General features: G+C 39.6%; 10 protein-coding genes. 3 read left to right on the top strand and 7 right to left on the bottom strand.

All coding sequences use genetic code 11. The features are described from left to right. Positions 1-127: 127 nt before the first annotated feature. Complete coding sequence (tpx, locus tag FDK13_RS26085) at positions 128-718, top strand: thiol peroxidase (RefSeq protein ID WP_137342953.1); 591 nt, start codon at positions 128-130, stop codon at positions 716-718. 111 nt (positions 719-829) lie between these two features. Here the strand turns inward: tpx and FDK13_RS26080 are convergent, their stop codons facing one another. Both FDK13_RS26080 and FDK13_RS26075 read right to left on the bottom strand, forming a co-directional pair. Further along, a complete protein-coding gene (locus tag FDK13_RS26080) occupies positions 830-1,651 on the bottom strand; it encodes an alpha/beta fold hydrolase (protein WP_137342952.1) in 822 nt (273 codons plus the stop codon). Between the two features lie 386 nt (positions 1,652-2,037). After that, entirely contained in the window at positions 2,038-2,445 is a 408-nt protein-coding gene (locus FDK13_RS26075) for a DoxX family protein (protein ID WP_229216221.1), read from the bottom strand. A 125-nt stretch (positions 2,446-2,570) separates the two neighbouring features. On the opposite strand from FDK13_RS26075, the gene FDK13_RS26070 reads away from it, so the two are divergent. Continuing rightward, positions 2,571-2,909, top strand: coding sequence for a winged helix-turn-helix transcriptional regulator (locus tag FDK13_RS26070; protein ID WP_137342951.1), 339 nt, complete (start codon positions 2,571-2,573; stop codon positions 2,907-2,909). 262 nt (positions 2,910-3,171) lie between these two features. Here FDK13_RS26070 and FDK13_RS26065 read toward each other — a convergent pair whose 3' ends face one another. Then, on the bottom strand, positions 3,172-4,095 hold the full coding sequence (locus tag FDK13_RS26065) for a DUF6268 family outer membrane beta-barrel protein (RefSeq protein WP_220417429.1): 924 nt from the start codon (positions 4,093-4,095) through the stop codon (positions 3,172-3,174). Positions 4,096-4,563: 468 nt separating this feature from the next. On the opposite strand from FDK13_RS26065, the gene FDK13_RS26060 reads away from it, so the two are divergent. Then, positions 4,564-4,941 (top strand): lipoprotein N-acyltransferase Lnb domain-containing protein, encoded by a 378-nt coding sequence (locus FDK13_RS26060; RefSeq protein ID WP_137342950.1) that lies wholly within the window; start codon positions 4,564-4,566, stop codon positions 4,939-4,941. Positions 4,942-5,147: 206 nt separating this feature from the next. Here FDK13_RS26060 and FDK13_RS26055 read toward each other — a convergent pair whose 3' ends face one another. The 4 genes from FDK13_RS26055 to FDK13_RS26040 all read right to left on the bottom strand — a co-directional run bounded on the left by FDK13_RS26055 (position 5,148) and on the right by FDK13_RS26040 (position 13,256). After that, positions 5,148-7,328, bottom strand: a complete 2,181-nt coding sequence (locus tag FDK13_RS26055) for a c-type cytochrome domain-containing protein (RefSeq protein WP_310589952.1) — start codon at positions 7,326-7,328, stop codon at positions 5,148-5,150. A gap of 133 nt (positions 7,329-7,461) precedes the next feature. Then, positions 7,462-8,913: a DUF1501 domain-containing protein gene (locus FDK13_RS26050; protein ID WP_137342949.1), complete on the bottom strand. Its 1,452-nt coding sequence runs from the start codon at positions 8,911-8,913 to the stop codon at positions 7,462-7,464. A gap of 86 nt (positions 8,914-8,999) precedes the next feature. Then, a complete protein-coding gene (locus FDK13_RS26045) occupies positions 9,000-11,315 on the bottom strand; it encodes a PSD1 and planctomycete cytochrome C domain-containing protein (protein WP_137342948.1) in 2,316 nt (771 codons plus the stop codon). 366 nt (positions 11,316-11,681) lie between these two features. Further along, positions 11,682-13,256 carry a SusD/RagB family nutrient-binding outer membrane lipoprotein gene (locus tag FDK13_RS26040; RefSeq protein WP_137342947.1) on the bottom strand — a complete coding sequence of 525 codons (1,575 nt, stop codon included), beginning with the start codon at positions 13,254-13,256 and terminating at the stop codon, positions 11,682-11,684. Between the last annotated feature and the right edge of the window lie 12 nt (positions 13,257-13,268).

Here is a 13,268-nt window from a genome sequence, read left to right as displayed (position 1 = left end):
ATGTGACCTACTACAAAAATGTCATTTTTTCGTCGTTAAACCAACTTAATCAGAAAGCCAGATAAATAAGTTGTGATATCGGTTTTATTTGTACATTCGAAGATTCATTTTTATAAAAATAATCTACATGGCCAGCATAAAAAAATCTTCATCTACCGTCAAAATTCTATTTATTGGGCTTCTTGGAGTTTTCGTAACGGGAAGCTCTTTTGCACAAACCGGCACTGCTATCACATTGGGAGGAAATACGATCCATACGGTTGGAAAGCTTCCCGTTGTCGGAACCGAGATTAAAAATTTAACTTTAACAGGGGTTGATCTTAAAGACAAATCGTTATCAGAATACAAAGGGAAATATATTATCATGAACATTTTCCCGAGCGTCAATACAGGTGTTTGCTCCAAATCGGTAAGAAAATTTAACGAAGACGCTGCCAGCCTGAAAAACACAACTGTGCTTTGTATTTCCAAAGACCTGCCTTTTGCTCAAAAAGCTTTTTGCGGAGCCGAAGGAATCAACAATGTTGTGATGCTTTCTGATTTCAGAACTGATTTTGGAACTTCGTATGGTGTTCAAATCGCGGATGGACCAATGAAAGGTTTGCTAAGTCGTGCAGTGATTGTTGTTAATCCGGAAGGAAAAATCGTCTATGAACAGCAAGTGCCGGAAATTGGACAGGAGCCGGATTACTCAGCTGCCATTGCTGCAATCAAGTAATTCAGACCGGGCTAATTACGTTATTATAAACATTGCGCTGCTAGTGACTTTTTGGTCAAAACAGCGCAATGTTTTATTTTAAAAGCAGATTTTTTTTAAAACCTTTTATTATCAGGATTTAAAAAAATCCAAAAGATCTTTATTGATCGTAGCTGCTTCTGTTGCAGGCATACCGTGAGGAAAACCAGGGTATGAAATAAGCTTTCCGTTTTTTAAAAGTTTCACAGCCTTTGCTCCCGAAATCGGAAATGGAACGATCTGGTCATCTTCACCGTGCAAAACAAGAACAGGAAAGTCTACACTTTTAAGATCTTCTGTAAAATCTGTTTCTGAAAACGCTTTGATTCCGTCATAATGCGCCTTTATTCCGCCCATCATCGCCTGTCGCCACCAGTTATCCCGGATACCCTGGGATATTGTTGCTCCTTCACGGTTATATCCATAAAACGGGATTGTAAAATCCTGAAAATATTGTGCCCGTTTTGTGGCAGTTCCTTCCCGTATTTCATCAAATACAGATATTGGAATACCCTCGGGATTGTCAGCCGTTTGTACCATTAATGGCGTAACGGCACTGATAAGTACAACTTTCGCTACGCGGCCTTCTCCAAACTTTGCTGCATAGTGAATAGCTTCACCTCCACCCGTTGAGTGACCAACGTGAATTGCATCTTTCAAGTCAAGCGCTTTTGTAAGTTCTGCTACATCGGATGCATAGGTATCCATATTATGTCCCTCGGAAGTCTGCGAAGATCTTCCATGCCCTCTGCGATCATGTGCAATAACCCTATATCCCAGGTTCAGGAAAAACATCATTTGTCCATCCCAATCGTCGCCGGATAACGGCCAGCCGTGATGAAAAACTATCGGCTGCCCTGTTCCCCAATCTTTGTAATAAATCTCGGCACCGTCTTTTACAGTGATCTTAGCCATGTTTTTGGGTTTAATTATGGTTGATAATAAACTGTTTCAAGATAGGATTTTGTATTAAATGGAAAAAATTATCTGGGTTAAATCTGTGTAAATTGTGATAAAATACCAATTCTACGTAAGCCAAATGAAGTTGCTGCAATATTTAATTTAGGGAAAATGCGATGATCATGGGGCTTAGTGATTCGAAATTCCCTATTTATGAATCACTAATAATTTCAGTTATTTTTAGATCTATCTGACATTTAAATAATTCTTTTAGGTATCTACAAAATCGCTTTTTTTAACCATACTTGTATTTTCACATAATCTATCACAAAAATGGGATCTCTCAAACTTAATAATTAAACAGTTTAAACTTTTAATGCTAAGTCCGAAATAGTTTTCATTTACTGCGAATCTTCCCAAACCTCCCCCAAGCCACAAATCCCGCCAAAACAATACAAAACAATACAAAACAAATTCACCCCAATCACCGATTCCTCCCCTCTCGAAACATGAAAAACAATTGCACAAATCATCATCAAAATAATACCGATAGCAGCCCAGGGCGTTAATTTTGGTTTAATATGAAGCAACAACGGAAATATTAAACCAAGAGCGCCTAATAAATCGATCACTCCGAGAATTCTTACAACCAAGGCCGGGACCTGTCCTGTCCACGGCATCTTAGCGGATATTTTTTCAATTGGCATAAATTTCATTACTGCACCCATGATAAAAAAGGCTGCCAGCAGTACTTGTGCTATCCAAAGCATGATATTCATTGTTTTTGAGGATTTTTGCGGGTCTGTCATCTTTTGATAAGGTTTTTATTTGTGTTACAAACCTACTTATATTTGCTTTCCATTTGATAGCGCTTCCACTTTGGATAGCACTATCAAAAGTGATAGTATCGTGAAATTTAAAACCAGAAAATAAAATGCTCACCACAGGCGGATGTCCCAAAACTGCCCTTTCTATCAAAGACGCTTTGGAAGCTCTGGAAGGCAGATGGAAGCTCTTGATTTTGTTTGCTTTGTCGACGGGGCCTAAGCGATTTAAACAAATATCAAAAGAGGTTACCGGAATTACAGACAAAACGCTGTCCAAAGAACTAAAAAATCTGGAAGCAAATAAATTGCTTAAAAGAAATGTCTATGACACCTTTCCACCAACGGTCGAATACAGCATTACGGAGCACGGAAAGTCACTCGAAAAGGTAATGGAAGAACTGCATTTTTGGGGACTGGCACATCGCAAGGAAATCATTGGAAATTAATTTCTACGCAAACTTTGATCAGGTATTCAATGAAAACGAATTTCGAAAATCGTTCCAAATAATTCGATTGCAATGGAACGTAGTATGTTAAACGTTTTCATACAAACAATAAGGCAGGTAAACATAGAAGTCAATTTTGAATTTTTTCTAAATCTAAAATCTGACCTTAAATTGATTATAAAAAATTTGATAAAAAAAACTTCAAAAAACAAGGAGATTTTCACCCTGTTTTTTGAAGTCGTATATAATCGGATATCAAATTTTATTTCTTTTTATGAAATCTTGGGGGCTGAATATAAAAATCAACCGTTACAGCCAGGCCGGATGTTTTAATAGGAATCCCACCCTCAACCATTCTCGTACTTAAATTTTTTCTATAACCTGCCATGATATCAACACCACCAAAATTGCCGAGTTTTTTGTTATAGCTTATGCCCATATCAACATCCACACGGCGGTATACACCTGGCAAATCATTGTTTGCAGGATTCACATAATAGGTTCTGCTTACAGTTTCTGCCTTAAGATAAATGATATCATTGGGTGATAAATTTCTTCTCCAAGCTATTCTTTTGGGCAGCATCATTTCAATACCGGCATTCTCAGCGTAGTTGTAATTAAATACAAAAACGGGGAGCACCGTCAGTTTATAACTTTTATTGATCATCGCCCCAAATCCAATCTCCTTGTTGACAGATTTTTTGCGAAGAAAGGTTGCTGAAACCGTATAATTGATTGGTATTTGTTTTAAAGTTAAATCGGCCAGATTACCGCTTTTATTGATATTTGTAGTCGTAACAAGCCAGGAAGTACTGTCAAGTTTTATCAGCGCATTTACGTCCATCGCATACGAACGAAGGTTCCAGCCAGCCATTTTTGGGATTGGATTGTCTCCCGGAGTTTTCAATTCAAATTGCTCAGTCCGGTAATTTGGACCCATAAGAATGGTCACTTTTTTACTGTGAACAACGGGAAGCCAGGCTCTGAAATAATACTCTTCATGTGTAAATTTTTTGGCGCCTGCGTTTGGAAAATCATACACTTTTCCTGGCGAATGTGTATATCGCATCGTCAGCCATTTGGATGGCGCCATGCCAGTCAGGCCTGGTTTAAGGGTTTGAGAAAATGCATTTGCACCGATAGTACACAGAAAAACAAGCAAAGCTTTCCGGTTGCCTGACAGCATAGATTTATTAATGAAAATAGTATAAAAAAATATTCTATAAATGACGTTCTGAAAAACTCAGACTTAAATCAATACCTGATTTAAATTCAAACTGACTATGCGGCATCATCGGTTTGTAAAATTTCTGATATGTTTTGCTAACACCGACAGCGATTAAATAAGTTCCGGATTGTAAATAACTACAATTTAGAAAGTTGTAATTGATTAAATATAAAAATCCCCCGAATGCATTTATTTTTGATAAAACCTGCAACCGCCAACATTAATTTTAGGTTTATTTCGATTACAAAGTTGAGCTTCCCGGTTTTGGAAAAGCATTTACCTTTTCTGGCTTTGTCTCAAAAAGGACCGTTGCAATACAGGTTTCTTATGTAATGATTTTACAATTCCCTCGAAAGTTATCAACTTAACGGTCAGGTCACCACGAGCAGTGGAATTTTGGAAATACATCAGTAAAGAGTTAATTCAATGAAATTAAAGATTATAAGTGCTCTGTCATATTTCCTTTTAAATATCGCCCTCCAGCCTGTCTCGGCTCAGTTAACTGCAAGTTCCAAAATCAGTCTTCTCTCCATCGGTCCCGGAAAAGATGTTTATTCCGCCTTTGGACACAGCGCGATGCGGATTTCCGATACGGCAGCTGGAATTGATAACGTATACAATTATGGGACATTCACTTTTGATAACAATTTCTATATAAAATTCGCCAAAGGAGAAAATGACTATTGGCTCTCGATTGTGCCTTTTCAAAAGGAATATTATATCTGGGCAGTGTTGGAAAACCGGAATGTGATACAGCAAACGCTCAATCTGACTGTAAAGCAATATATTACCTCAGCAGCTTAATTTTGCTTATTTGCCTGTTTGTTTGGCGTTGGCTTTGAGGTGTTTTTCAAACTTATTACTGTCCAAAAAATATAAAAGGAATTTAGGTTACACGGAGGGCCACGGAGACAAAAAGAGGAGCACAGAGTTTTTTCTATGCTCCTCTTTTTATGTATTTATTTGGCTTCTTTCTTTCTCTTTTATGATAATTTTAAATAGTAATATGCTCAGTTTAAAAACATTTCGTCGATCAGTAGAAGTGCTTTTTTATCTTTATCGCGGTGCCATTTTGGCATTTTTTTTAACGGTTTGGCTACTATTTTTAAATACGTGACCGTTTCGGTTTTAAATTTCCCTTCTACCGATTTTAGTGATGGTTTATCCCATTTAGATGGAAGTGCGGCTGTGATTTTGGTGAGCAATTTCAATTGTTTTGGATTGGATCCACCCCAGATTTCAACAAGTTCAGGAGGGAAAATGCCAGTGTCTTCTTCGATCATATAATGCAAACCCACAGACGAAATCGGCACTGGTTTTTTAAATTCACAAACCAGCGTCATATCATTTTCTTTAACAGCTGCCCAGTTGTTGGCCCAGGCCGGGTTATTTGCACCGATAACGCCTAGTTTACTATTAAAAAATGTCTTGGCACCTTCTGCCTGATGTACACGGTCCAGCGGAAATAACAGATTGACGCTGTCGGGTTTGTAAGCGCTCCTGAAAAAATCAAAAGTAACAACGTCGCTTGACAGCCACCCGGTTTTAAAAGCTTTTGCTTTGATTGTTGTGTTTTGGCTCAATATGGTTTTGCCATCAAAAACAGGAGAATTTATACTGTCTGGTTCCAATCCGTTTGTTGTAAATCTGATATCCACACCTTTGATAGGATGTTTCAGTTGTAATGGTATGGTTTGCGAAAATATGGTTGAACTGTTTTTAATTTGCGGAATATTAAGTTTTAAGGGCTTCTTGCCATCGTCCTTAAAACCTCCGATAAAGTTTATTTTAGCATTTGCTTTTTGTAACTTTTCAAGTTCCGATGATGAAAGTCCGGTATCCCAAACTGATATTGTTTTCAGGTTTTTAAAAGCCGGAATCACGGCCTCTAGGTCTTTGAAATTTATTTTTGTTCCCGATAAAGCCAGGCTATAGAGATATTTTAAAGAGGTAAGTTCTTTCAAACCCTTGGCAGTAATATCAGTAAAATTCAGATCAAGTTTTCTTAGATTCTCAAATTTGCTAATGCGGTTAAGCTCTGAATCTTTTACCGGCATTTTGTTAAGATTGAGCGATACAATTTGTTTTTTGACTTCTTCAAGTTCATCCAGCTGACTGGCATTGAACGCACTTCTATTATAAATATTGACCGATAATGCAGGTGATTCCCGCGCCACCTCAGAAACCGTTCTGTAATCATTATTGAGTTTTTTTATCGTCTCTTCGTCAGCGGCGGCAAAATCAAAGACTTCTTCTTGTTTTATAACAGGTTTTAACCTGGCCACAGCGAATATCCTCAATGAATCCGTAGCAGGCAGCGCTATTACTTTCTTGCTAAAACCTGCATTTTCCTTTACCCATAAAGCCAGCAACGTAATTTCCTCAGCTGTTAACTGCGTTTTGCCAATCGGCGGCATATGTTTTTTATCATCTACTGATAAATGTATGCGCTTCAGCAAAAGGCTTAATGAGGGGTTTCCCGGCACAAATAATTTACCTGTTTTACCTCCTTTAAGAATTGATTTTGAATCCGTTAGCACCAATTCCCCTTTCATTTTATCAGGATTATGGCAACTCACACATTTCTGTTCAAAAATTGGTTTGATCACATCTTTGAATACCTCTGCTTTTTCAAGCGGCATTGCTGCCATTTCTTTCTGGCTGGAAACAGGTTCAAAAATGAAGTTTTCACCATGTGTTATAGCCGCACCATAATGTCCTGTGAGCACAAGTGCCACGACCGTCATTAGCGCCGCAGCTTTCGCCGTAGCAGCTTTATACCAGCTTTTATTTCTAAGAAGATATATCAAAGAAGCAATAAAAAACAGTGCTGCACCCGTCCATTTATGCCAGATCAAAGTCTCTCCTGAATAACCTTCTTCTCTTGAAAGAAAAAGCCCCATTGTTACGGTTACCGCTGCGAACAAAGAACCTACGAGAAGCAGGTTTTGCGAATAATTCCTGTAAAAAGTATTGCCCGAGTTTTCAGTTCTAAACCTGAAAAATTCCATGATCATCGCCAAAAGCAAAATTACAATTGGAAAATGCAGAATAAGCGGATGCATGCGACCGATCGTTTGCAGCCACGGCGGGATAACCAGTTTGTTTTCAAAAAGAAGCAAAAAAGCTATAAAAATATTGGACGCAAATAGTATCTGCTCGGCAAACCTTTTTAATCTTATATGTATCACAAAACCGGTTCGTTAATTAATTTTCAAGGTTTAGGAAACGGATATTTTCTGAAAAACTATCCGCCAAATGCTAATCGTCATTTTTAAAAATTGAATGCTGTCTGGCAAATAATTAACCGACAACATGATTTTTTCAACTGATAATATCATTCACAACTTTCCCAGAAACATCGGTAAGCCGGTATCTTCGACCAAGGTGTTTAAAAATAAGTTTTTCATGATTAAGCCCAAGCTGATGTAAAACCGTTGCCTGAAAATCGTGCACATGGACAGGGTTACTGGCAATATTGTATCCCAGTTCATCAGTTTCGCCATATACAATGCCGGGTTTGATACCACCACCAGCCATCCAGATCGTGAAACAGCGCGGATGGTGATCACGGCCGTAATTGTCGGTCGTTAGTTTTCCCTGCGTATAGCTGGTCCTGCCAAACTCTCCGCCCCAGATCACTAACGTTTCGTCCAGTAAACCTCTTTGTTTCAAATCCGTTATCAGAGCCGCGGAAGCCTGATCTACATCTTTTGCCTGTTTTGCAATTTCAAAAGGAAGATTTCCGTGCTGGTCCCAACCCTGATGATAAAGCTGAACAAAACGCACGCCGTTTTCCGATAATTTCCTTGCCAGAAGGCAGTTAGCCGCGAAAGTTCCGGGCACCAGGCAATCAGGCCCGTACAATTTTATGATATCATCTGATTCCTTTGACAAATCCATTACTTCCGGAACAGCCGTTTGCATCCGGTAAGCCATTTCATATTGTTTTACTTTGGCTGTGATTTCCGGATCGCCAAATTCCTGATATGATAAATCATTTAACTGAGAAATATTGTCCAGCATATCCCTGCGGTCCGTTCTGTTCATTCCTTCGGGGTCACGCAGATAAAGTACCGGATCTTCGCCCTTACTAAACTGTACACCCTGATGGACAGAATCAAGAAATCCGTTGGACCACAATTTTGAATATACACCTTGTCCGTTTCCTACGCCTCTGGAAAGTAAAACCGTAAAACTCGGAAGGTTTTTATTTTCATTTCCTAATCCGTAACTAAGCCATGAACCCATACTCGGACGGTTTCCCTGCTGCGAACCGGTTTGCAAAAATGTCAGTGCCGGATCATGATTAATCGCCTCCGTATACATGGATTTGATGATGCAAATATCATCCACAATTTTGGAAGTGTAGGGCATCAGATCGCTGATCCACGCCCGGGATTCTCCGTATTGTTTGAAATCAACAAACGAACCTACCAATGGAAAAGAAGCCTGATTTGCAGTCATGCCTGTTAATCTTTGAGTTCCCCTGACAGAAGGCGGTATTTCCTGGCCAAATAAATCTCTCAGTTTCGGTTTGTAATCAAACAATTCCTGTTGTGAAGGTGCTCCGTTTTGAAATAAATAGATAACCCGTTTCGCCTTTGGAGCAAAATGCGGGATGCCAGGTGCAAGTCCTTCCTCCGCTCCTGTTCCGTCAAAAAGATTTGGCATCAGAAGCGAACCCAGCGCCACGCCGCCTATTCCCAAACTCATTGAAGACAAAAAACGTCTCCTGTTAAAATTCAGGCCATGTTCCAGGATTTCCTTTTCCATAATTAAAAATCTTTATTGCGCTTGATTATTAGCGATTAATAATTCCCCCCACCCATTAACAATTAACCCTCAACAATTAATCATTATCAGGTTTTTGTTATCGTTTCTTCCAGATTATAAATGGCCGACACCACGCGCATTAAAGCGGCGAGCGATTTTCTATCCACATTTTTAGTAATCGGATATTCTCCAACGGATATCATTTTTTCAGCCACGTCCGGTTTCATAATTTTCAGCTCTTTGCTATAATATGCTGTCAAAACTTCAATTTCTTTTTCACTTGGTTTACGACAAACAATCAGTCGGAACGCTTTGATGATCTTATCCTGCGATGCTGTTTTTTCTTGTAAAAGTTTCGCTGCTAAAACACGGGAAGCTTCCAGAACGGCGGGATCATTCATCATCACCAGTGCCTGCAAAGGCGTGTTTGTTTTCAGTCTTTTCACTTCACACAAATCCCGGTTACTCGCATCAAATATGCCCATCGTTGGAGGCGGAACGGTTCGCTTGATCAGCGTATACATCCCTCTTCGGTACAAGCTCCCTCCATGATCCTGATTATAAACCGACAATAATCCCCGGCCCGATGTAGCGCCTTCCCATAATCCAGCCGGCTGGTACGGTTTTACACTTGGCCCTCCTATCGTTTTGTTTAACAAACCGCTACTTGACAAAACCAGGTCTTTGATGAATTCTGCATGAATACGATAGCGGGAACCTCTGGCCAGATAAACATTATCAGGATCCATCGCTAACTTTTCTTTTGTAAAAACAGCTGATTGACAGTAAGTAGCAGAAGTTACCATTTGTTTTACAAGTCTTTTTATATCCCAATCGTGCTCCATAAAGTCGGACGCAAGCCAATCAAGTAAGGCAGGATGCGAAGGAAGTTCCCCCTGCATACCGAAGTCTCCGGAAGTTTTGACAATACCTCTCCCAAAAAATTCCTGCCATAAGATGTTTACATAAACCCTTGCAGTCAATGGATTTTTCTTATCAAAAAGCCACTGGGATAACCCCAACCTGTTTTTGGGATATTTATCGTTAAATGGCAGAATAGATTTTGGCGTACCTGGCTGCACTTCATCTCCCGGAGCATCATACACGCCCCGTTTCAGGATATATGTTTTTCTTGTAGTATCGAGGTCGCCCATAACTGAAACGATCAGCCTGCTGGTATCCTGTTTATTTACAAATTTCAAAATACTTTTTGCATCATCATTACTGATTTCCATCAATGGCTTTTTCGCATACGTCTCCGGTCCGCCGATAACTGACTCAATACCAACCTCCTTCACATTATTAAAAAACGCGAACATCTGGTAATATTCCTTCTGGGAAAAAGGATCATATTTATGATCGTGACAATGTGCACATTCCAGCGTAACACCCAGTAGGCCCTTTCCAAACATATCGTTACGATCTGTAACATACATCATCCGGTACTCTTCCGGAATCACACCTCCTTCTTCCGTAATTTTATGGTTTCTATTAAATCCGGTTGCCAAAAGTTGTTCTTTTGTTGATTTTGGCATAAGATCTCCTGCCAGCTGCCAGGTCACAAAATCATCATAATGCATGTTTTCATTGAAGGCGTGAATTACCCAGTCGCGCCAGGGCCATTGCGTACGATACCCGTCATCCTGATAGCCGTGGGAATCTGCATAACGTGCGAGATCAAGCCAGTGAAGTGCCATTTTTTCACCATATGCAGGATTTTGCATTAGTTTATCAACCATTTTATCATAAGCCCCGGCGCTATTGTCGGCCAGGAAACTATCCATCATTTGCAGTGTCGGCGGCAAACCGGTAATGTCCAGACTTAACCTTTTTAATAATCTTTCCTTATCCGCTTCCGGATTTGGCGCAAGTCCTTTTTGTTCCTGTTTTTGCAAAATAAAATAGTCAATTTCATTTCTTGGCCATTCTTTCATAGCTACCTTCGGAATTGCAGGTTTTACAGGCGCCACAAAAGCCCAGTGTTTTTCATATTTCCCCCCCTGCTTAATCCATTTTTCGATCAGGCTGATCTCATGGTTGGAAAGTTTCAGGTTTGAAGACGGCGGAGGCATTAATAAGGCCGTATCTTTGGAAGTAATCCTCAGATATGCTTGTGAAAATTCTGGTTTCCCAGCAACCAGCGCATGTGCTGTCGGATTTTCTTTCAGTGCCCGAAAAGCACTTTCTTCCACATCCATCCTTAAACCTGCCGCTCTTTTGTTGGCATCAGGACCATGGCAGGCCAGACATTTATCGGACAGAATTGGTCTTATATCAAAATTATAACTGATTTTCTCCGGTATTTTTTCTTCTTTTGCCTCATTTGAGGAACCCTGGTTACAGCATTGCAGCGTTAATACAAGGCTAACGATAAGGGGCAGAAATATTGAAATTCTAAGCATACAGGAAATTACAAATAATCGCAACTAAATATAACTAATTATCTAAAAAATGAAAATTTACCATGTAGTGGCAATTAGTAAATTTTCCCCAAACTAACTATCCTGTTCTGTCCGTGTACTCGTTTGGGCTAAGTATTTTTAAGGCTGCCAATCATTTCAAAAACAAAACCACTTGTTATGTATTAAGGAAAAATAATTTATAAGTTACTGATTATTAATCTATAAAAATTATAGATCAGAAACGAAAAATAATCTCCCGGCATTATTTTCTGTTTTGTATTTTAATAAAAAATTAACTTCAAAAGATAAAAACGCCGGTCATGACAAACAGCCGGCGTTTTTGGTTTCAGATTGTTTTACCAATAACTATTTATCCCACCAGACTCTTATTTTATAATTATCAGCACCCTGGCGTGCCACTGCCTCATTATAGCTGTCTGCGTTAAGTACAGGCTCATCATCCGGGTAGCGCAAACGGCGGGGAATTGTTCCTCCCGTTTCATTATCAGGATAATTTACCGGAATTAATTTAGGGTATCCAGAGCGACGGAAATTCGCAAATGCCTCATAACCGTTCATGAAAGTGGCTGCCCAGTATTGCGTATTAATCTGTTCAAAAGCTTTCTCCTGATCAGCTATTCCCACAAAAGGATTTGCAGTTAAATACGTAGCAATTTCTGCGTCCGAAATGGTAGCAGAAGCATCATATTTTGCCAGATTTTTCATCGCCCCCGAAACTCCGTTTTTATAAAATTGCTGCGCATCCCCTGTAATCCAGCCACGAACGGCAGCCTCAGACAACATAAACTGCACTTCTCCATACGTAAGAAACATTCTCGGGCCATCCAGTTTGGCATAAACGTCACGGTTAACTCCGGAATATTGATGTTCCTGGCCCGATGCATTGGGATCATAACTTGGATCTTTTACCAAAGTAATCCGGTCAAGCCCGTTTGGAAGACCTTTTTGCACTGCAGGATCCGTATTTTTAGTAGCCACGTTGGTTGGATCGGTATAGACTGCAACCGTATATTTCAGTCGTGGATCATTATGGCTTTTTAGAAAATCGAAAAACGTTTTGGCAATTTTCCCCGGACTTCTGGATGTTACACTCAGCGTGTAGCTCATACCATTAGTCAAAGCTTCCAGCGTTCCAAGTTTGTCTGTTCCTTTGATAAATAAATTATCATCAACCGATGTAAAAACGCCACCGGCGTACGCTTTTTTAACCCAGGCCTGAGCGGACGCCGGATCTACTTTTGACAAACGCATACCCAGTCGAAGCATCATCGAATAACCGAATTTTTTCCATTTGGTTATGTCTCCATTGTAAGCAATATCAGCCGAAGCAAAAAGGGTTTGACTGGCATCCAGTTTGCTTGTTGCATCTTCAAGTTCGGTTAGCATATTGGTATAAACATCCTGCTGCTTATCGTATTTGGGTTTATAGATCTGCTGATAATAGCCCAAACTGGCTTCTGAATAGGGAATATCACCATACATATCAGTAAGGCGATGGTAAATTACCGTTTTCCAAATCCTCGCCATATGATAAAGATTGGCATACTGAGCTTTATCCTTTGACAACTGAATTACATCCTGAATCAATTTGGAAGGTCCTGCCGTGGCGTTAAAAGTAGATTTCCAAAGCAATTCATTATTAGGTTTATAGTATACATATTTGTCGCCGTGAAAATCAAAAATCCCCACATTACTAAGCGATGCAAATTGCTGGATGAACGGCTGGGCATAATACAGATCGGTATTTTCGTCTCCCTTAGCCGTACCAAGTTGTGTTGTTGTAAAAAGAAAAGCAGGATTAAATCGGTCCGCCGTAACGGTGTTCGGATCCTTATTTAGTGCCTCAAAGCCATTATCACAAGCTGTCGCCAAAAACAGACTGCATCCAAATATCAGAGTATTTATTTTTTTAATATCCATTTGATTAAATCT

Origin of the sequence: Dyadobacter frigoris (assembly GCF_005280585.1) — a bacterium.
Classification (GTDB): domain Bacteria; phylum Bacteroidota; class Bacteroidia; order Cytophagales; family Spirosomataceae; genus Dyadobacter; species Dyadobacter frigoris.
This window is presented reverse-complemented; position numbering and strand designations above follow the sequence as displayed.

Excerpts from the sequence above, each read along its gene's own strand:
- FDK13_RS26075 (WP_229216221.1), bottom strand. The coding sequence starts at position 2,445 with ATGACAGACCCGCAAAAATCCTCAAAAACAATGAATATCATGCTTTGG.
- FDK13_RS26040 (WP_137342947.1), bottom strand. The coding sequence starts at position 13,256 with ATGGATATTAAAAAAATAAATACTCTGATATTTGGATGCAGTCTGTTT.
- FDK13_RS26065 (WP_220417429.1), bottom strand. The coding sequence starts at position 4,095 with ATGCTGTCAGGCAACCGGAAAGCTTTGCTTGTTTTTCTGTGTACTATC.
- FDK13_RS26045 (WP_137342948.1), bottom strand. The coding sequence starts at position 11,315 with ATGCTTAGAATTTCAATATTTCTGCCCCTTATCGTTAGCCTTGTATTA.
- FDK13_RS26050 (WP_137342949.1), bottom strand. The coding sequence starts at position 8,913 with ATGGAAAAGGAAATCCTGGAACATGGCCTGAATTTTAACAGGAGACGT.
- tpx (WP_137342953.1), top strand. The coding sequence starts at position 128 with ATGGCCAGCATAAAAAAATCTTCATCTACCGTCAAAATTCTATTTATT.
- FDK13_RS26060 (WP_137342950.1), top strand. The coding sequence starts at position 4,564 with ATGAAATTAAAGATTATAAGTGCTCTGTCATATTTCCTTTTAAATATC.
- FDK13_RS26080 (WP_137342952.1), bottom strand. The coding sequence starts at position 1,651 with ATGGCTAAGATCACTGTAAAAGACGGTGCCGAGATTTATTACAAAGAT.
- FDK13_RS26070 (WP_137342951.1), top strand. The coding sequence starts at position 2,571 with ATGCTCACCACAGGCGGATGTCCCAAAACTGCCCTTTCTATCAAAGAC.